Annotated in this window: 19 protein-coding genes; 13 read left to right on the plus strand and 6 right to left on the minus strand. The window is 70.4% G+C overall.

Annotation, left to right across the window (positions count from 1 at the left end; translation table 11 throughout):
- The first annotated feature begins 75 nt into the window (after window positions 1–75).
- The 6 genes from ACQ859_RS18970 to ACQ859_RS18995 are packed head-to-tail and all read left to right on the plus strand — an operon-like array spanning window position 76 to window position 5,875.
- Window positions 76–951 (plus strand): STAS domain-containing protein, encoded by an 876-nt coding sequence (locus tag ACQ859_RS18970; RefSeq protein WP_431262233.1) that lies wholly within the window; start codon window positions 76–78, stop codon window positions 949–951.
- Entirely contained in the window at window positions 948–1,382 is a 435-nt protein-coding gene (locus ACQ859_RS18975; protein ID WP_431262234.1) for an STAS domain-containing protein, read from the plus strand. The genes ACQ859_RS18970 and ACQ859_RS18975 overlap by 4 nt, the downstream gene beginning before the upstream one ends.
- An 11-nt stretch (window positions 1,383–1,393) precedes the next feature.
- A complete protein-coding gene (locus ACQ859_RS18980) occupies window positions 1,394–1,801 on the plus strand; it encodes an anti-sigma regulatory factor (protein ID WP_431262235.1) in 408 nt (135 codons plus the stop codon).
- Window positions 1,802–1,803: 2 nt separating this feature from the next.
- Window positions 1,804–2,922, plus strand: coding sequence for a SpoIIE family protein phosphatase (locus tag ACQ859_RS18985; protein WP_431262236.1), 1,119 nt, complete (start codon window positions 1,804–1,806; stop codon window positions 2,920–2,922).
- A complete protein-coding gene (locus ACQ859_RS18990) occupies window positions 2,919–3,878 on the plus strand; it encodes a sensor histidine kinase (protein WP_431262237.1) in 960 nt (319 codons plus the stop codon). The genes ACQ859_RS18985 and ACQ859_RS18990 overlap by 4 nt, the downstream gene beginning before the upstream one ends.
- Window positions 3,875–5,875, plus strand: a complete 2,001-nt coding sequence (locus ACQ859_RS18995; RefSeq protein WP_431262238.1) for a response regulator — start codon at window positions 3,875–3,877, stop codon at window positions 5,873–5,875. The genes ACQ859_RS18990 and ACQ859_RS18995 overlap by 4 nt, the downstream gene beginning before the upstream one ends.
- 61 nt (window positions 5,876–5,936) lie before the next feature.
- On the opposite strand, the gene ACQ859_RS19000 is transcribed toward ACQ859_RS18995, so the two are convergent.
- Window positions 5,937–8,048 (minus strand): TonB-dependent receptor family protein, encoded by a 2,112-nt coding sequence (locus ACQ859_RS19000; RefSeq protein ID WP_431262239.1) that lies wholly within the window; start codon window positions 8,046–8,048, stop codon window positions 5,937–5,939.
- 282 nt (window positions 8,049–8,330) lie between these two features.
- Between ACQ859_RS19000 and ACQ859_RS19005 the strand changes: the two genes are divergently transcribed.
- From ACQ859_RS19005 to ACQ859_RS19015, 3 genes are all read left to right on the plus strand, one after another.
- Complete coding sequence (locus ACQ859_RS19005) at window positions 8,331–9,767, plus strand: PQQ-dependent sugar dehydrogenase (protein WP_431262240.1); 1,437 nt, start codon at window positions 8,331–8,333, stop codon at window positions 9,765–9,767.
- A gap of 171 nt (window positions 9,768–9,938) precedes the next feature.
- Complete coding sequence (locus tag ACQ859_RS19010) at window positions 9,939–10,274, plus strand: helix-turn-helix transcriptional regulator (RefSeq protein WP_431257068.1); 336 nt, start codon at window positions 9,939–9,941, stop codon at window positions 10,272–10,274.
- Complete coding sequence (locus tag ACQ859_RS19015) at window positions 10,271–11,722, plus strand: type II toxin-antitoxin system HipA family toxin (RefSeq protein WP_431262241.1); 1,452 nt, start codon at window positions 10,271–10,273, stop codon at window positions 11,720–11,722. Before ACQ859_RS19010 ends, ACQ859_RS19015 begins: the two co-directional genes overlap by 4 nt.
- A 28-nt stretch (window positions 11,723–11,750) precedes the next feature.
- On the opposite strand, the gene ACQ859_RS19020 is transcribed toward ACQ859_RS19015, so the two are convergent.
- Together ACQ859_RS19020 and ACQ859_RS19025 are read right to left on the minus strand one after the other, a co-directional pair.
- Entirely contained in the window at window positions 11,751–12,314 is a 564-nt protein-coding gene (locus ACQ859_RS19020) for a hemerythrin domain-containing protein (RefSeq protein WP_431262242.1), read from the minus strand.
- Window positions 12,311–12,991: a PAS domain-containing protein gene (locus ACQ859_RS19025; RefSeq protein WP_431262243.1), complete on the minus strand. Its 681-nt coding sequence runs from the start codon at window positions 12,989–12,991 to the stop codon at window positions 12,311–12,313. Before ACQ859_RS19025 ends, ACQ859_RS19020 begins: the two co-directional genes overlap by 4 nt.
- 347 nt (window positions 12,992–13,338) lie before the next feature.
- Here ACQ859_RS19025 and ACQ859_RS19030 point away from each other — a divergent pair, with 347 nt between their 5' ends.
- Window positions 13,339–13,551, plus strand: a complete 213-nt coding sequence (locus ACQ859_RS19030) for a hypothetical protein (RefSeq protein WP_431257064.1) — start codon at window positions 13,339–13,341, stop codon at window positions 13,549–13,551.
- A 161-nt stretch (window positions 13,552–13,712) separates the two neighbouring features.
- On the opposite strand, the gene ACQ859_RS19035 is transcribed toward ACQ859_RS19030, so the two are convergent.
- On the minus strand, window positions 13,713–14,141 hold the full coding sequence (locus tag ACQ859_RS19035) for a hypothetical protein (RefSeq protein WP_431262244.1): 429 nt from the start codon (window positions 14,139–14,141) through the stop codon (window positions 13,713–13,715).
- 31 nt (window positions 14,142–14,172) lie between these two features.
- Here ACQ859_RS19035 and ACQ859_RS19040 point away from each other — a divergent pair, with 31 nt between their 5' ends.
- Together ACQ859_RS19040 and otsB are read left to right on the plus strand one after the other, a co-directional pair.
- Window positions 14,173–16,497 carry an alpha,alpha-trehalose-phosphate synthase (UDP-forming) gene (locus ACQ859_RS19040; protein WP_431262245.1) on the plus strand — a complete coding sequence of 775 codons (2,325 nt, stop codon included), beginning with the start codon at window positions 14,173–14,175 and terminating at the stop codon, window positions 16,495–16,497.
- Window positions 16,494–17,294, plus strand: a complete 801-nt coding sequence (gene otsB / locus ACQ859_RS19045; RefSeq protein ID WP_431262246.1) for a trehalose-phosphatase — start codon at window positions 16,494–16,496, stop codon at window positions 17,292–17,294. Before ACQ859_RS19040 ends, otsB begins: the two co-directional genes overlap by 4 nt.
- 228 nt (window positions 17,295–17,522) lie before the next feature.
- Here otsB and ACQ859_RS19050 read toward each other — a convergent pair whose 3' ends face one another.
- Window positions 17,523–18,449 carry a mechanosensitive ion channel family protein gene (locus ACQ859_RS19050; protein ID WP_431262247.1) on the minus strand — a complete coding sequence of 309 codons (927 nt, stop codon included), beginning with the start codon at window positions 18,447–18,449 and terminating at the stop codon, window positions 17,523–17,525.
- Entirely contained in the window at window positions 18,422–18,643 is a 222-nt protein-coding gene (locus tag ACQ859_RS19055) for a hypothetical protein (protein ID WP_431262248.1), read from the minus strand. Before ACQ859_RS19055 ends, ACQ859_RS19050 begins: the two co-directional genes overlap by 28 nt.
- A 378-nt stretch (window positions 18,644–19,021) precedes the next feature.
- On the opposite strand from ACQ859_RS19055, the gene ACQ859_RS19060 reads away from it, so the two are divergent.
- Window positions 19,022–19,381: a hypothetical protein gene (locus ACQ859_RS19060; RefSeq protein WP_431262249.1), complete on the plus strand. Its 360-nt coding sequence runs from the start codon at window positions 19,022–19,024 to the stop codon at window positions 19,379–19,381.
- Window positions 19,382–19,468 lie beyond the last annotated feature (87 nt).

Below are 19,468 nucleotides of genomic sequence, written 5' to 3' on the forward strand. Positions count from 1 at the left end.
CCGTCCGTCCGCACGCCCCCGAATTCCCCACCCTTCCAGCATCCCAGGCGCGGCTCCGCGCCGCGAGAGGACACGATGAAACAGAACAGCGCCGCCGTCGAAGAACTCCTGTCCGTCCACCGAGACCAGGTCCTGGCCGAATGGCAAGCCGAGCTGGCCGCCGCCAGCGGAGGTCGGGCGCTGGCCAGCGAGAGCCGCGAGACCGGCGACCTGTTGAACGCCATCCTGGGCGGTGTGCGCGCCAATGGCAGCACCGAGAATTTCGACGACGCGCCTTGGTCCAACGTGCGCTCAGTGCTGGGCCAGCTGTCGGCCTCGCGTGCCGCGCAGGGCTCGACCGCCGCCGACACCAGCCGTTTCGTGCTGGCCTTGAAGAAGCCGCTTTTCGCCGGCGTGCAGCGCAAGTTCGCCGGCGACGCCGTAGCCCTGGGCGACGCCACCTGGGCGGTCTCCTCCCTGCTGGACCACATGGCGCAATACACCGTCACCACCTACCAGCGCAGCCGCGAGGAGATCATCGGCCGCCAGCAGCAGGAGCTGCTGGAGTTGTCGACGCCGGTCGTGAAGCTGTGGGAAGGCGTGCTGGCCGTACCGATGATCGGCACGCTGGACAGCGGCCGCACGCAACTGGTCATGGAAGCGCTGCTCCAGCGCATCGTCGAGACCGGTTCCGCACTGGCCATCATCGACATCACCGGCGTGCCGACCGTGGACACGCTGGTCGCGCAGCATCTGCTCAAGACCGTCACCGCGATCCGGCTGATGGGCGCGGACGCCATCATCAGCGGCATCCGGCCGCAGATCGCCCAGACCATCGTGCACCTGGGCATCGACCTGGAAGGCATCACGACCAAGGCGACGCTGGCCGACGCGCTGTCGCTCGCGCTCAAGCGCACCGGTTTCGTGGTCACGAAGGGACGACCCGCCGCCGCCGGTCTGGGCGTCGCATGACCACGCGCATCCCCATCCTGCGCATGGGCAGGACGCTGCTGGTCACCATCCAGGTCGACCTGCAGGACCAGACCGCGCTGGCGCTGCAGGACGACCTCGCCAACAAGATCCAGGACACCGGCGCGACCGGCGTCCTCATCGACATCTCCGCGCTGGAGATCGTCGACTCCTTCATCGGCCGTATGCTGGCCGGCATCTCCAGCATCGCCAAGGTGCTGGGCGCCAACTCGGTCGTCGTCGGCATGCAGCCGGCGGTGGCTATCACACTGGTGGAACTGGGCCTGACGCTGCACGGCGTGCGCACCGCGCTGAACGTTGAGCGCGGCATGGAATTGCTGCGCCAGGCCGACGACCTCAACGACGCCGACGGCGTCGCCGATGACGGTCTGGCGGCGGGCGACGACGCCGACGCGCCGGGACTGATCCGGTGACGGCGTCCGCCATGAGCGACTCCACTTCCTCCGGCACCCTGCCGATCCGCAGCGAGGCCGACATCGTCCTGTCGCGCCAACTGGTGCGCAAGCTCTCGCAGGAGCTGAAGTTCTCGCTGGTCGACCAGACCAAGATGATCACAGCGGCCAGCGAGCTGTCGCGCAACACGCTGGTCTACGGCGGCGGCGGCGCGATGGAATGGGCCCTCGTCCAGTCCGGCGTACGCTCGGGATTGAGACTTGCCTTCGTCGACCAGGGACCCGGCATTCCGGATCTGGAGTTGGCGATGAAGGACGGATGGACCTCGGGCGGCGGCATGGGCATGGGCCTGTCCGGCAGCAAGCGGCTGGTCAACGATTTCGAGCTGGAGTCCGCGCCCGGCCGCGGGACGCGCGTGACGATCACGCGCTGGAAGTAGCCGTGCGCGCGTTCCGACGCTTTCCCATCGACGACGCGAGTCAGGTGGGCGAAGCCCGCCGTGCCGCGCAGGCGCTCGCGACCGAACTCGCCTTCGACGAGGAATCCGCCGGCCGGCTCGCGCTGGCGGTGACCGAACTCGGCACCAATCTCCATCGCCACGTCGGCCCGGGCCGCCAGGCCGCACTGCTGATCGGCGTGGAAGAGACCGCCCTGCGCGGCCGCCAGGACGCGCAGGGCGGCGCGAATGCCGCCGAGGGCGTCGGCGTGCAGGTGCTGTCGCTCGATCAGGGCAACGGCATGGACCTGTCGCGCTGCCTGCAGGACGGATACAGCACCGGCGGCACGGCCGGGACCGGACTCGGCGCGATCCGACGGATGGCGGACCGCTTCGGCGGGTTCTCCGCGCCGCAGCGGGGCACCGTGCTGGCCGCGCGCTTCGGCCCACGCACCGATCGAAGCCGCATCGGCGCGCCGACCGCCGTCGCGTCGGCAGTCAACAGCGCTGCCGATCTCGCCTTCGACGTCGCCGGCCTGTCGCTGGCCGCGCCGGGCGAGACCGTCAGCGGCGACGCCTGGGCGCTGAGGCGCGATCACGATCAAGGCCGCGAGCGCTTGTCGCTCGCCGTGGCCGACGGTCTGGGCCACGGCGTCGACGCGGCCGAGGCCTCGGACAAGCTCATGACGCTGCTGGCTCGCGCCGACGCCGCGCATCTCACCTCTCCGGCCGCCTTCCTGGAGCGCTCCCACGACAGCCTGCGCAGCACGCGCGGCGCGGCGTCGGCGGCGCTGTCGCTCACGCCGGACGGCCCACTGCTGTTCGCCGGCGCGGGCAACATCTCGGGGCGCCTGATCTCGGGCGTGTCCGACCGGACGCTGCTGTCCCAGCACGGCACGCTCGGCGTCCAGATCCGCCGCTTGCAGGATGTCGTCTACGATTGGCCGCCGCACGCGGTGTTGGTGCTCTATTCCGACGGCATCGTTTCCCGCTGGTCGCTGGAGGAGACGCCCGGCCTGCTGCAAGCCGATCCGGCGGTGATCGCGGGCTGGATCCTCCGCGACCACCTGCGCGGCAGGGACGATGCGACGGTGGTGGTGGTCCGCCGTCAGGATCGCGCATGATGCTCAAGAAGGACACGATGCCCATCGACGACACCGTCGCCTTGCGCGACGCGCTGGACAGCTCGCAGGCGCAGGTCGAGGCGCTGCAGGCGGAACTCGACGAGACCAACCGCGGCGTGCTCGCGCTGTACGCGGAGCTCGACACGCAGGCGCAGCAGCTGCGCCAGGCGACCGAGCTCAAGAGCCGCTTCCTGGCCTACATGAGCCACGAGTTCCGCACGCCGATCTCCTCCATCCGCAGCCTGACGCGGCTGCTGCTGGACCGCGTCGACGGGCCGCTGACCGACGAGCAGGAAAAACAGATCACCTTCATCCGCACCACGTCGGAAGAATTTGCCGACATGGTCAACGACCTGCTCGACCTGGCCAAGGTCGAGGCCGGCCGCATCGACGTCTCGCCGGCCTGGTTCGAGCTGGTCGACCTGTTCGCGGCGCTGCGCGGCATGTTCAAGCCGGTGCTGGTCAACCCGGACGTGCAGCTGATCTTCGAGGAGCCGCAGGACATCTCCCAACTGTTCACCGACGACGCCAAGCTGTCGCAGATCCTGCGCAACTACATCTCCAACGCGCTGAAGTTCACCGCGCAGGGCGAGGTCCGCGTGAGCGCCGTGACCGCCCCGGGCACCGACGGCGAGGACGAGATCACCTTCTCCGTCGCCGACACCGGCATCGGCATCGCGTCGGAGTTCCACGACGCGATCTTCCAGGACTTCACCCAGATCGGTTCGCCGATCCAGAAGCGGCTGCGCGGCACCGGCCTCGGCCTCTCGCTGAGCAAGCGGCTGGCGGAGCTGCTCGGCGGCCGCGTCGGCCTGCGCAGCGAACCGGGCGTGGGCTCGGTGTTCTCGGTGACGCTGCCGCTGCGCCTGCCCGGCGCGGCGGATGCCGCGCCGGGCAAGGCCGATGACGCTGCCGACGCCGGACCGGGGGTCGCCACGGAGGTGCCCGACGCATGAGCGAGGCACGCTTCATCGACCGTTCGCAGCATCGCGTGCTGGTCGTCAACGACGACCCGATCGGCCGCTACACGACGGTGCGACAGCTCAACGCGGCCGGTTTCCCGACGGTGGAAGCAGCGACCGGCGCGGAGGCGCTCCGGATCGCGGACCAGGGCCTCTCGGCCGTCGTGCTCGACATCCACCTGCCCGACATCGACGGCTTCGAGCTGTGCCAGCGGCTGCGCGCGCAGGTCAGCACCTTCCGGCTGCCGGTGATCCACCTGACCGCGGCCTACCTGACCGACGAGGACAAGGTCCGCGGCCTGGATGCCGGCGCCGACGCCTACCTCACCCACCCGGTGGAACCGGCGGTGCTGGTCTCGACGATCCAGGCACTGGTGCGCACGCGCACGGCCGAGGACGCGATGCGCCGCAGCGAGGCCAAGTTCCGCGCCATCTACGCGCAGGCGCCCGGCGGCATCTGCCTGCTGAAGGCCGGCGACGGCACGGTGCTGGACGCCAATCCGGCGCTGCTCGCGCTGCTGGGACTGGGTCCGGACGAAGGCGAGGCCGTGATCGGCCGGCCGTTGACGGACTTCGTCGGCGAGGCCGGCCTGCCCGCGGCGAAGGCCTTCGTGGCCGCGCTCGGCATGGACGGGCTGCACGCCGAATTCGCGCTGCAGTCGAACGACGGAGCGAGCGTGCCGGTGGAATGGACCGCCTCGCCGCCGATCGAGCCCGGCGTGTGCATGGCGATGGCCGCGGACATCTCGCAGCAGCAGCTGCTCGGCCACCAGCGCCAGGAGCTGCTCGACCGCGAGCGCAGCGCGCGCAGCGAGGCCGAGGCGCTGTCGCGGATGAAGGACGACCTGATCGCGGTGCTGTCCCACGAGCTGCGCACCCCGCTGAACGCGATCATGGGCTGGACCCACGTGCTGCAGCGGCACAGCCCGCCGGAGCTGCTGGCCAAGGGCCTGGCGGCGATCGACCGCAACGTGTCCATCCAGGCGCGGATGATCACGGACATCCTCGACATGTCACGCCTGAACATCGGCAAGCTGCCGCTGACGCGCGAGCGCGTCGAGGCCGGCGAGGTGCTGCGCACCGCTGTGGCGGCGATCCAGCACACGCTCGACGAAAGCGGACACCGGATCGCGCTCGACCTGCGCGACGAGTCCACCGTGCTGCTGGCCGACGGCGGCCGGCTGCAGCAGGTGGTCTGGAACCTGATGGGCAATGCGGCCAAGTTCTCGCCGCGCGGCAGTGCGATCACGCTGTCGCTGCGTGCGCAGGACGCGGGTGTGCTGGTCGAGGTCCGCGACGAGGGCCAGGGCATCGCGCCCGAGTTCCTGCCGCATGTCTTCGACCGCTTCACGCAGAGCGACGCCGCGAGCAGCCGCCAGCACGGCGGCCTCGGCCTGGGGCTGGCGATCGTCAAGAGCCTGGTCGAGGCGCACGGCGGCTGGGTCGACGTGCGCAGCGAAGGCCGCGGCCACGGCGCGGCGATCCGCTTCTGGCTGCCCGGCGAAGCGGCGGCGCCGGTGGCGCTGGAGACGGACACGGGCTCCGGCGGCCTGAGCGCCTTCGGCGCGCTGGGGGCCCTCGGTGACGGCGCGTCAGGGGATGCTCCGGCGGTCTCGCTGACGGGACTGCACGTGCTGGTCGTCGAGGACGACGTCGATGCCGGCGCGATGCTCAAGCTGATCCTCGAGGAACGCGAGGTGCGCGCGACCGTGGTCCACAGCGCCGACGAGGCGCTGCTCGCCCTGTCGGGTAACGCGTTCGACCTGCTGGTCAGCGACATCGGCCTGCCGGGCCGCGACGGCTATGAGCTGATCCGCGAGATCCGCGCGCTGGAGGACCCGGGCGAGCGCCTGCCGGCGATCGCGCTGACGGCGTTCTCGCGCGACCTGGACCGGCAGCAGGCGCTGCAGGCCGGCTTCGACGCCCACCTGGCCAAGCCGCTCAAGCCGCAGCTGCTGATGCGGCTGGTGGCGCAGCTGTCGCCGCGCTGAGCCGGAGGAGCGTGCCGGGGGCGTCCTTACGCCCCCACGTCACCTCGTCGTCACCGCCGCATCACAGCCTCAGCGACAGCCCCACCCAGAACGACCTTCCCGGCGCCGGCTCGTAGAACCGGCCGTTGCCGTCGTTGACGATGACGCTGCCGATGTAGCGGCGGTCCGCGACGTTGTCGATGCGCGCGGTGAGCGTCGCCCGCATCGCGCCCCAGGACCAGCCATGACGGGCGCGCAGGTTGAGCAGGCCATACCCGCCGGCCCATTCGCTGTTGATGTCGTTCACCGCCGTGCGTTTCACACCGCGCCATTCGACGGCGAGTTCCCCGTCCTCCGCGACCTCGAAGGGCCGCCACGCCAGTTCCGCGTACGCGCTCCCGCCGTTCGTGCCGGCGATGCGGTTGCCGGACGCCACCGCCACGTTGGCAGTCGGGCACGGCGTGCCGGTGCAGGTCAGGAAGCCGTCGCGGTAGCGGGCGTTCAGCGTGCCGATCGCCATCTGGGCGCGCCAGCGCGGGACGAACTCCCAGGCTCCGGAGAGCTCCACGCCGCTGCGCCGCGTGCGGCCGACATTCTGATAACTCGATCGCCCGCCGCTGTTGGTCAGCACGCCGATCTCATCGCGCGTGACGACATGGAACGCGGTGGCGTCGAGTTCGATCCCGCCCGCTCGCCATTTCGCACCGAGCTCCTGCTGCGTGCTCTTCTGCGGCCGCAATGCGGTGTTGAAGCCGCCCTGCCCGTCCGCCCGGTAGGCCAGCTCGTTGAGCGTCGGCGATTCGAAGCCGCGTCCCAGCGCCGCATGCAGCAGCAGCGACGGCGTAAGCTTCCATCCGAGTCCCACCGCCGGATTCGCATAGTCGTAGCGCAGCGATCCGGAGTCGTCGCCGTTGCCGAGGAAACGGTCACTGGCCGAGAGCGTCACGCGTCCCGCCCGCACGCCGGCACTGGCGGAAAGCGCCGTCGTCAGCGGCCATTCCACCTGCGCATAGGCTTCACGGGTGACGGCCTCGTTCTCCTCGTCGCGGCGCAGGGCGCCGGTCACGCCCAGCTGCTGCGACGCGCCGGTGCCGATGAAGTTCTCGTAGCCCTGGCGGTCGTCCTTCTGACGCTCCAGGTTCACGCCGGTGACCAGCGTCGCCGGTCCGAGGCGCCACAGCGCGCGCGCGTCGACGCCGTCGTAGCGCCGGCTGAAATCGACCACGCCGCCGCCGCTGCCCGCCGGCGTCTGCGCGCCCACGGCGATCGACTGCCACTGCGTCACCGAGCGCCGCCCGCCGTAGGCGGTCAACACGCCTTCGGACAGCACGCCGGCGTCGTCGAAGCGGTGGCGCCAGCGCGCGCCGAGCTGCGTCTGGCTGGCGTTCTTGCGGGTGTTGAACTGCTCGGCCTGGGCGGCGGTCTGGTCCGGATCCGCGGCGAACTGCGCGGCGGTCAGTCCCAGCGGATCCTGCGCGCGCTGGTCGATGTCGTTGACCAGCAGCAGCACCTGATCGCTCGCGCCGGTCCAGGCGAGCCGCCCGTTGGCCAGCGTGCGCCGCGCGGCGCTGTGAGGGCGCAGGCCGTCGGTCTCCATGTGCGACACGCCGCCCTGCGCCTCCCAGCCGTCGCCGAACGGCGTGCCCGCGGTCAGCCGCGCCTGCCGGAGCGCCGAGCTGCCGGCGTCGAGGTCCAGGTCGACGAAACGCTCGCGCACCGGGGCGCTCACCAGCGCGATGACACCGCCCGAACTGTTGCCGTAGAGCGCCGAGAACGGTCCGCGCAGGACTTCGACACGCGCGGCGGACGCGAGGTCGAAGTGCGTGACCTGACCCTGCCCGTCCGGCATCGTCGCCGGAATGCCGTCCGTGTAGAGCCGCAGCCCGCGCACGCCGAACGGCGCGCGGGCGCCGAAGCCGCGCGACGACAGCTGCAGGTCCTGCGCGTAGTTCTGCCGGTTGTTGGCGGTGAGGCCGGGGACACGGGTCAGCGCCTCGGAGAGGTTGATCATCGGCCCGGCCGCGCGGAGCGTGTCCGCGTCGATGACGGAGGCCGCGTAGGGCGCCTCGTCCAGCCGCCGCTCGGCCACGCTGCCGGAGACCACCACGGTGGGCAGCGCCTGCGCGGGCGCCGTCTGCGCCAAAGCCACCCCGCCCAGGCTGGCGAGCGCGCCCGCGATCACGCGCAGGGCCACGTGCGATCTCGCGCTCGATGGGATCGATGGGCTCGGCATCGCGCCGGAGAGCGCGTTTGATGTGGAGGGCCACGCCGGGCTCGCACCGGACCGTCGTCGATTCGTGTTCATTGTTCTCCCGCAGTATCGATGCCGTGGCACCCTGGACCAGCGGCAGAGAGAGCAAGGGAGGTGCCAGGTCTCCCTGCCCCGGGACGGGCGACGCACGGACGCGGGCATCCCGCTTGCTGACTTCCCCGCTGCCGCCGTCCCGTCCGGGGCGGCTCCTCGATGGAGAAGCCGATGAACAAGAAGATGCCCCTGTCCTCCCGCGCGCCGAAGCGCGCTCGCCGGATCACCCGGGCGGTCGCCACGGTCATCGCGTTGACCGCGCTGGCCGGCGGCGCGCGCCTGGCGACGGCGCTCGAAGCGCAACCCGCGACCCCGCCCGGCTACGGCCCCAACCCCGCGCTGCCCGAGCCGCAGAAGAGCCTGGTGCCGACGATCAACGTCGCCAAGGCCGTCGGCTGGCCCGCGGGCGCGAAGCCGCAGGCCGCGGCCGGCCTGGCGGTGACGCGTTTCGCCGACAAGCTCGACCATCCGCGCTGGGTCTACGTGCTGCCCAACGGCGACGTGCTGATCGCCGAGACCAACGCGCCGGTGCGCCCCGACGACGGCAAGGGCCCGAAGGCCTGGATCACCAAGCAGTTCCAGAAGAAGGCCGGCGCCACGCCCAAGAGCGCCAACCGCATCACCCTGCTGCGCGACACCAACGGCGACGGCGTCGCGGACCAGCGCTTCGCGTTCGCGGAGGGCCTGAACTCGCCGTTCGGCATGGCGCTGGTCGGCAACAGCTTCTACGTGGCCAACACCGACGCCATCGTGCGCTTCCCCTATGCGACCGGCCAGACCAAGCTCGCCGGCCAGCCGACGAAGGTCGCGGACCTGCCTGGCGGCACGATCAACCACCACTGGACCAAGAGCCTGATCGCCAACGCCGAGGGCACCAAGCTCTACGCCGGCATCGGCTCCAACAGCAACGTCGCCGAGAACGGCATCGAGAACGAGCAGCGCCGCGCCGCGATCCTGGAGATCGACCTGCAGAGCGGCTCGACGCGCGTGTTCGCCTCGGGCCTGCGCAACCCGGTCGGCCTGGCGTGGGAACCCACGAGCAAGGCGCTGTGGGTCGCGGTGAACGAGCGCGACGAGCTCGGCGACGACCTGGTGCCCGACTACATCACCTCGGTGCAGGACGGCGGCTTCTACGGCTGGCCGTACAGCTGGTACGGCAACCACGTCGACGAACGCGTCAAGCCGCAGCGGCCGGAACTCGTCGAGAAGGCGCTGGTGCCCGACTTCGCGGTGGGCGCGCACACGGCGTCGCTGGGCCTGGCGTCCTCGGACGGCAACAAGCTGACGCAGGACTTCGCGCACGGCATGTTCATCGGCCAGCACGGCTCGTGGAATCGCAAGGTCCCGGCGGGCTACAAGGTGGTGTTCGTGCCCTTCGTCGGCGCCAAGCCCAGCGGGCTGCCGGTCGACGTGGTGACGGGCTTCCTCGACGCCCAGGGACAGGCCATGGGCCGGCCGGTCGGCGTGGCGCTCGACCGCCAGGGCGCGCTGCTGGTGGCGGACGACGTCGGCAACGTGATCTGGCGCGTCACCGCGACCGGCGCGGCAGGACCGCAGGCCGCCTTCCCGCCGGCGGCGGGCGCGGCCAGCACGCCGGCCTCGCGCTGAGTCCAGCCGGGTCGCGAGGCCGTCTCGTGACCCGGCCCACCATCGACACGCACAATGGTCGATATGGCAATATAGTTCTAATTTTCCATGAATTGGCACTTTATTGCCATTTTTCTTGACGAGCGATTGGCAATAAAGTACCTTTTCATGGCGAATTAGAACTTTATTGCCATGCTCACATTGCCCATCACGATTCCAGACATCGCCGAAACCCTGCGGGAGGCAGCTCGTCGCAATGGTCTCACCCAGGCGCGTCTGGCTGAGGTCGCCGGCATCTCTCCCCGGACGCTCACCCATGTGCTGAGCGGCCAGGAGGACTTCCGGCTGACCACGCTCATGGCCCTGGCGGACCGCCTGGGACTGGCGGTCCTGGTGGTACCCAAAGGGGCTGCGGCCGCCGTGGCCGCTGGTGACACCGTCGGCCCGCCGGTACGTTCGGTGATCACGGAGGCATTGGACGCGGCTCATGCACGCCGTGAATCGCGTGCGGCCAAGGAGCGTGGATGAACGTCAAGGCCTTGGCGATCCATCTGGGCGACCTGCGCGTGGGTGTCCTGTTCCAGTACGCCTTGTCGGAAGACCTCGTGACCAACCGCTTCGTCGTCGACGAGGGCCTGCTCGCACGCACCGATGCGCCCCTGCCCACCCTCTCGCTGTCGATGCGCGCGGCGACGCCGCAGGCACAGGCGGCACTGTGGCGCGACATCCAGTCGGTGAGCTTCAACGGCCGCCGTTCATCGAGGAGCGACTGGCTGTTGCCCGCCTTCTTCCAGAACCTGTTGCCGGAGGGCGTCTTCCGCGACCACGTCGCGGCCCTGCGCGATTGCGCACCGACCGATCATTTCGAAATGCTGGCCGCCTGCGGCAAGGACCTGCCCGGGAATGTCTACGCCTTGCCGGTCGAGCTGTCTCGGGACGAACTCGCCCGTTACGTGACCCAAGGGCAGGACGCCCTGGAGATGTCCGTGACGGCCGAGCCGCTCGACGAAGGCGTCTCGCTGTCGGGCGTACAGCCCAAGCTGGGTGTGATCCGCGACGGCGACCGCTATGTGGCCCGGACCAAGGATCACGACACGCACATCATCGCCAAGCTGCCGGTGATCGGGCAGCCCCTGCTGCCCGAGGTCGAGGAACTCACGCTGCGGCTGGCGCGCGCCGCGGGCGTCGATGCCTGCGACGCGAAGCTGGAGCCCCTGGAGCGACTCGGCCTGCCCCATGGCTACGACCTCGGCGACACGACGCCCCAGACGAACTTCCTGGCGGTCACGCGCTTCGACCGCTCCCCGCAGGGACGCATCCATGTGGAGGACTTCGGCCAGATCCTCGGACGCATGCCGGAGGACAAGTACGGCCGCGGTCCGGACGGGCGGACCCTCACCTATGTCGACATCGCGCTGGCGCTGATGACGCAGCCCGCCATGGGGGAACCGGCGGTGCATGAACTGCTGAGGCGACTGGTCGTCAACGAGATGATCGGCAACCCCGACATGCACCTCAAGAACATCGGCGTGCGCTATCCCGACGGCGTCACACCGACGCTGTCACCGGCTTACGACCTCGTGGCGTACTCGGTCTATCACCGGATCCGCGGACATGCGTTGATGACCGTTCCGGAGAGCATGGCGCCGCGTCGCGGTGATCTGCGCGACGCCAGTCCGGCCGATCGCCAGGCGATCCGGCCGTCTCTGCTCAAGGCGTTCTGCGTGGAGGCAGGCATTCCGATCAAGCCCGCCGAGACGGCGATCGCGCGCTGCGTGAAAGCGGCACACGCCGCATGGCCCGCCATGATCGACGGATCCGCGCTGCTGCCTCAGCAGAAACAACGCCTGATGACGCACTTCCTGTCGCACGATCTGGTCGCCTCGCTGACGCGTCGTGCAGAACGCGCCGCCGCACGATCGATGGCGCAGACGGCGGCGGCCACGCAGGAATCGGCCGACCCGACCACCGCCTGACGTCTCACGCGACGGTTCGGGCCACGGCTCACGCGTCCTGCTGACGCTCGTATTCCGAGCTCTCCTGGCTGAGTTCGTCGCGCCACTGGCGGTCGAGCTCGTCGCGACGCCGGCGCAACGCGGTGGACAAGCTGCGCCAGTCCACCGACGACGCATGCGTGAGCCGCGGCAGGATGCCCTGCTCCACGTCCTGCGCATGGTGGGTGACGTAGCGGCCCAGCACCCCCACCAGCGGCGCGAACTGGGTGTCGTCGGCGCGCATGCGGCGCAGCTGCGACATCAGGATGCGCACGACCAGGTGCTCGATCTCGGCCTCGTTGATCAGACGCCGCTCGACGGCGCCGATCTCCGGGCACCGGCGGACCGCGGGGTAGAAGAGCTCTTCCTCCAGCGTCGCGTGCACCGTCAGCAGTGCGCAGGTGCGGCGCACCAGCGCCTCGCAGGACTCGTGGTCCCCCAGCGCCCAGAGCCGGTCGAACTGGTGGAAGGCGTGCTGCGCGCGCTGGTGGTCGTCGACCAGCAGCGCCACGACCTCGTCGCGCGCCATCAGGTCGGCGCGGAAGCCGGTCTGCGGCAGGACATGCGACCTCATGCGGGTTCCCCTTGTTCGAGCTCCTGGCGCGCGGGCGCGGCGTGATCGTCGTGATACCGCTTCGGACCGTCCGGATGCACGCCGGGGTCGTCGGGATGCTCGTGCGGCGCCTGTTCAGGGCCCGGCGCGGGCGGCTCGGCGGGGCGTTCCTCCTCGGAGCGTCGCGGCTGGCCGGTCTTCGGCGACGCGGCCATCGCCCGCTCCACGGTCTCCAGCGACGCCACCGCCGCCCCGACCGGCGTGACGGCGGGGCCGTCGAGCCCGGCCGACTCGTCCCACAGCTGCTGCCAGGAAGACTCCGCCGGTGACTCGAGGTCCAGCGGCACCTCGCCCACCGCCTCGATCACGCCCAGCGTGCGCAACGCGCCGCTGCGCGGATCGCGCCGGCGGAAGCGCCGGTCGCGCACCCGGTACAGGTGCAGGTCGGCGCCGATGATCCGGTACTCGCGGACGAAGCCGTCGCCATGCGGCAGATCGTCGGCGCAGAACGGCCGAGGCAGCTCGCCCGCGTCCGCCGGCAGCACCGCATGGTTCCACTGGATCGGGTCGTCGAGCAACGCCTGCGGGCTCAGGCCCAGCAGCCGTTCGACCGAGGCGCTGACGTGCAGCAGCCGTTGGCTCGCCACATCGGCGCACCAGACCAGATGCCACGGCGTCTCGAATGCCTTGTCGTTCATGAAGCGGGTCTCCTGGAAATCGAGGAGCGGAAATCGCGGGTCGGAAGTCCGGACGGGACCGGGCGCTCCGGCGTCCTCCCTCTCCGGCAAATGCGGTGCCGCCCTGGATCCTGATGGCCTCGACATCGTCGACGGATCGGGCGGGTGGACTCGCCGATCCGGGTCCGGCGGGCCACGGCGGAGCCTCAGCGTCTCTCCACCGTGCGTCGGCAGCGCTTGCCGACAGAACTCCCGGTGCGATGCCGTTTCCGGAAGGAAGCGGGCAGCGAAAGCCGCCGCAGCGCCGCCGCAGCGCGACCACATCGGGCGCGCCGCTTGCAACGGCCTGCGCAACAACAAGGAACGCCATGCACCAGTTGCCGCTGCCTTTCGAGGCCCACACGATCCCGCCGAGCCCGCCGCATCCGGCCGAGGTGCCCTTCGTGCCGCCGCCGCCGCATGGGCCGGCCCCTGAGCCCGGCGACGATCCGCCCGGGGTCATCGACCCGCCGATCCCCGGCGAGAACCCGGTGCCCGTGCGCGAACCGCCCTACATGCCGCCCCCCACCGCCGTGAACTGAGGACACCGGGGGCGCATGCCGGCCGTCACGGCGGTCGGGCGGCACGGCGATTGCCATCTCCTGGGGCTTGTTTCCCTCTGTCACAGGAGTCGCCTTTGAATGCATTGCTGCTCCCGGCGCTGCGCCGGGCATGCGCCGACGGCGTGTTGGCCAGCCTGTTCTCAGGACTGGCGCTGTTGCGCGGCAGCCGGTCCGATCACGCCCATCTGGTCGGTCGTTCCGAATACCGCGTCGGCCGTCCGCCGCTGAAGACCTCCGCCGCCGACATCGCGCTGCACGCCGCCACCGGCATGGTGTGGGGCGCCCTCTACGACCGGCTGCGCGCGATGCGCCGCCAGCCCACGCGCGGCAACGCGATCACCGACGCGCTGCTGCTGACGGTCGTCGCCGTCGGCGTCGACCGTGTCGTCACGCCGAGCGTCCTCACCCCCGGCGCCGACAAGCGCGCCACGGCCTCCGGCACGCGGCCGCCCTCGGTGACCAGCCTGCTGCTGGTCTACGGCGCCTTCGCGGCGGGACTGGCGCTGGGCGGCATGCATGCGCTGAAGCAGCACCCGGACCGCGTGAATGACGACGAGGCCGCCGATCACGACGGGGAGGACGGATACGAGGAGCTCTTCGTTGCAGACCCTGCGCCGCGTCGCGCGGGGGCCGGGCATGAAGTCGCTGCACCTCCAGATCCGATTCCTCGTCCCGCTGCTGATCACCTTGACGCTCGCGGCGCTGCTGGCACTGCCGCTGCTGGACCGCATGACCCTGCGCTGGTTCTCGCGCGACCTGAGCCTGCGTGGTGCGATGGTCGCCAAGACCCTGTCCGTCGCGATCAGCGACATCGATCCGAGCGCCCAGCGCGAACGTCTGCGCAACCTGCTCGAACGCGGCGTGCTCGACGAGCGCCTCGTGGGCATCGCCCTGTGCGCGCCCGACGGCACGCAGGTCATGAGCACCAAGGGCTTCCCCGGCTCGCTCAGCTGCAAGGAGGCCGAGGCCAGCGCCGCGCTGAAGGACCCCCGGCTGGAACTGACCAGCGGCGCCGTCCACATCGGCGTGTTCCCGGTCAACCCGGCACAGCCCGATGCCGAGCGGCTGGTGCTGCTGCACGACCTCAGCCTGCCCGACCGCCGCAGCCTGGACACGCGGCGCTACATGATCATCTTCATCACGGTGCTGGGCCTGGCGATCGCCGGCATCACGATGATCGTGGCGCAACTGAGCTGGCGCGGCTGGGTCTCCGGCATGCGCGCCATCCTGCGCGGCGAAGGCCTGGTGCGCCCGCTGCTCAACACCGGCGGGTTCCGGGGCGGACCGGAGACGGCACCGCCCGAACTGCAGCCGCTGGAGGTCGAGATCCGCCAGCACATCCGGGAGCTCGAGGACAACCTCTACCGCGAGCACGGCCCGCTGACGCCGTGGGATCCCGAGCGGCTGCGCAGCCTGCTGCGCACCCAGCTGCGAGGCGACCAGGTGATCGTGGTCTCGAACCGCGAGCCCTACATCCACCAGCGCGGCCCGGACGGCATCACCGTGAGCCGGCCCGCGAGCGGCCTGGTCACCGCCGTCGAGCCCGTCATGCGTGCCTGCTCCGGCACCTGGATCGCGCATGGCAGCGGCAGCGCCGACCGGGACGTCGTCGACGCGCACGACCGCGTCGCCGTGCCGCCGGACACGCAGGACTACCTGCTGCGCCGCGTCTGGCTGAGCGAGGAGGAAGAGCGCGGCTACTACCAGGGCTTCGCCAACGAAGGCCTCTGGCCGTTGTGCCACGTGGCGCACGTGCGGCCGGTGTTCCGCGAGTCGGACTGGGCGCAATACAAGGCCGTGAACCAGCGCTTCGCCGACGCGGTCGTCGCCGAGGCCCGCGGCGACGACCCGGTCGTGCTGGTGCAGGACTACCACTTCGCCCTGCTGCCGGCGATGGTCCGCGAGAAGCTGCCCAAGGCGACCATCATCACCTTCTGGCACATCCCCTGGCCCAACCCCGAGTCCTTCGGCATCTGCCCGTGGCGGCGCGAACTGCTGCAGGGCATGCTGGGCAGCACCATCCTGGGCTTCCACACCCGTTTCCATTGCAAGAACTTCACCGAGACGGTGGACCGCTACCTGGAGGCCCGCATAGAGCACGAACACTCGACGATCAGCTACCAGGACGAGCCGACGCTGGTGCAGAGCTACCCGATCTCGATCGCCTGGCCGACCGACGAGGAACGCGCCGGCTGGGATTCGCCGGCGGACGCACGCGCCGCAGTCTTCGAGCGGCTCAAGCTCGCGCCCGACACCGTGCTGGCGGTCGGCGTGGACCGCTTCGACTACACCAAGGGCATCCTGGAGCGGCTGCATGCGGTGGAGCGCCTGCTGGAGAAGCATCCGCAGTGGCAGGGGCGCTTCGTGCTCGTGCAGGTGGCGGCACCGACGCGCAACGCGCTGGAGGAGTACCGCGAATTCCAGGACCGCATCCATCGCGTCACCGAGCGCATCAACCTGCGCTTCGGCGAGGCCGGCTACAAGCCGGTGGTGCTGCTGGCCGAGCACCACGACCACGCGGCGCTGATGACGCTTTACCGCGCCGCGCACATGTGCGTGGTGACCAGCCTGCATGACGGCATGAACCTGGTCTCCAAGGAGTTCATCGCCGCCCGCGACGACGACCAGGGCGTGCTGATCCTGAGCCGCTTCGCCGGCGCGGCGCGCGAGCTGCAGGAGGCGCTGGTCATCAACCCGTACCACGTGGAAGAGACCACCGACGCCCTGCACCGCGCGGCGCTGATGCCGCCGCAGGAGCAGCGCGAACGCATGGCCAGCCTGCGCATGACGGTGCGGGAGTTCAACGTCTACCGCTGGGCCGGCCGCATGCTGACCGACGCCGGTCAATGGCGGCTGCGCGAGCGCATCACGCGGCGCGTGCAGCGGCGCTCAAGGGAAGCTGGAGAGGAGACACTGACGCCATGATGCCGGTGCGATATCTGCTCGACGCGGAGGGCCGCGCCGCGGTCGCCCGCCTCATGACACGCCGCCCGCTGCTGGGTTTCGACTTCGACGGCACGCTGGCGCCCATCGTCATGCATCCCGACGAGGCGCGCCTGCCGGAGCCGACGGCCCAGCTGCTGGAGCGGATCGCCGCGCGCGTGCCCGTCGCGGTCGTCAGCGGCCGGCAGGTGCTGGACGTGCGGCACCGGCTGGGCTTCAAGCCCACGCACATCGTCGGCAACCACGGCGCGGAGGACGAGTTCGACGGTCCTGACCCCCACGTCGTGACGACGCTGGGGACTTTCCGGGAACGCATGCTGCGCATGGAGCCGCAGCTCAACCAGGCCGGCGCGACGATCGAGGACAAGGGCGCGTCCATCGCGATCCATTACCGGATGGCGAAGGATCCGGTGGCAGCGCGCAACGCGATTGCCGTGCTGGTGGCAGACCTGCCGGCCGGCATCATCACCGAGCCCGGAAAACGCGTCGTCAACGTCCTCGTCGACGGCGCCCCCGACAAAGGCGACGCGATGACGCGCCTGACGGCGCGCTACGGTGCCGACGCGGGGTTCTACGTCGGCGACGACACCAACGACGAGCCGGCGTTCCAACGCGCCGGTGCCGACTGGGTCACGGTGCGCGTGGGCCCGAGGCTGGACCACAGCCACGCGCGCTACTACCTCAACGAGCAGGCCGAGATCGACGACGTGCTCCGCCTGATGCTCGAACACCTCGGTGAGCCGGGAGAGGGACGACCGGGTCCCCTTTTCGGAACTTAAGGAGGGAATTTGTCGGCCGGGGCGGCCGACAAAGGGGGAGATGGAGAAAAGGGGACCCGGTCGGCCCGAACCGCGCGCGGTTCAGGCAGGGTCTGAGCACCTCCACCGCCGCTGGCCCTCACCCCTGCCCTCTCCCGCAAGCGGGAGAGGGAGCAACCTCCACCGCTGCATGCGCTCGACACGCCTCATCTCCCGCAAGCGGGAGAGGGAGTCATGCCACCGAGCCCATCAAGGGGCCGGCGATGGTGGCAACGACGGCTTCAGCACCGGCGCCGCGGGCGCGGGGATGTCCTCCACCAGCGCCCTCACCCGCGGCAGCGACTGCGGGTGCGTCTTCTGCAGCCATGCGATCAGCCCTTCACGCAACTCGCAGCGCAGGTCGAAGGCCTTGCCGGAGTCCTTCGCGCTGACGAGCACGCGGATCTGCATCGTGCGCTCCGTCGTCTCCACCACCTGCACGCCGCACACCCGGCCGTCCCAGTGCGCCGAGCCCTTGCACATCGTCGTGGCCTTCTCGCGCAGCTCGTTGACCGGCAGCGTGAAGTCGACCCACAGCATCACCGTGCCGAGGATGCTGGAACTGGTCCGCGTCCAGTTCTGGAACGGGTTCTCGATGAACCATTGCAGCGGGATCACCAGCCGACGCTCGTCCCAGATCTTGAGCACGACATAGGTCGAGGTGATCTCCTCCACCCGGCCCCACTCGCCCTGGATGATGAGCACGTCGTCGAGCCGGATCGGCTGTGCCATCGCGATCTGCAGCCCGGCGAGCAGGTTCCCGAACACCGACTTCGCCGCCAGGCCGAAGACCAGGCCCGCGATCCCGGCCGATGCCAGCAGGCTGGCGCCGACCTGCTTCGCACGCGGGAAGGTCATCAGGATGAAGGCCAGCGCGGTCAGCATCACCGCGCCCTTGGCCACGCGCGCCAGCACCTTGGTCTGCGTCTGGATGCGGCGTGCGGCGAGGTTGTCCTCGACGTCCGACGGATTCAGCAGCGCCACGCCGTTGGCGACGCCGGTGATCGCGCCCGCGCCGACGGCGGCCAGCGCCACGATGGTCAGGACGCCCAGCAGATGCTGCACGCCGTTGATGCCCGGCATCGTGTCGGGCACGCCCTGCGCGGCGATCAGCAGGCCGACGAGGGAAGCGCCCATCGGACCGGGTTGTCGATGCGCTGCACCACCGAGGTCAGCAGCGGCGAGAACCTCGCCAGCCGTCGCGCGACCGGTCGCAGGATGGCGTGCAGCAGCAGCGCGCCAGCGACGATCACCAGTGCGCCGAGCAACAGCTGACCCCACATCATGAGATCGGCGTCGAGGAGCGAGAAACGGGATTTCCAGGCTTGCATGGCGTCGGGCGGGCAAGTGCCGTTCCGGCGCTGCACCGCACAACGCGGGGATCGCCCGGGCGCCTCACCGCGCCTCACCGCGCCTCACCGCGCCTCACCGCACCTCACCTCACCTCACCTCACCTCACCTCACCTCACCTCACCTCACCTCACCTCACCTCACCTCACCTCACCTCACCTCACCGCACCTCACCTCACCTCACCTCACCTCACCTCACCTCACCTCACCTCACCTCACCTCACCGCACCTCACCTCACCTCACCTCACCTCACCTCACCTCACCTCGGCTCACCTCGGCTCGGCTCTGCTCGAGCGAGCGAGCGAGCCTGGGTGAACCGATTGCCTTGTCAGGGCATCGCAATCACCTGGAGTCCCCGATGACGAACAGCACCAACAGACCGGCGCCGACATCGACCGCGGCAGGCGCTCCGCGCCGCATGCTGGACAAGTCCCCCGTCGCCCCGGGGACGGTCGAGCCCGATCCGGCGCCGACCCACGAAGACGACGTGCAGTTGCCGCATGAGCGCGACCAGAGCACCGGGGGCGACTCGACCGGCGGCATGGGCAGCGGCGCGGCCGGCGAGGACCAGCGCGCGGTCATCGGCCAGGCCCACGAGGACCTGAAGCAAGGTCAGGTGGACACCGATCTGCGGTCGACACCCGGACTGGATGCCCAGCAACGGGACCGGATCGTCAAGGACCCGAAGGGCAACAGCGGGAACGGCAGCAAGGGCTGAATGCGAGGCCCGTACGGTCGCGGGCCATCGCGGGCCATCGCGGCGCCATCGCGGCGCCGGGCGAGCGCGGGCAACAGGCGGCGGTCG

Origin of the sequence: Roseateles chitinivorans, from assembly GCF_050632235.1 — a bacterium.
Lineage (GTDB): Bacteria > Pseudomonadota > Gammaproteobacteria > Burkholderiales > Burkholderiaceae_C > Roseateles > Roseateles chitinivorans_A.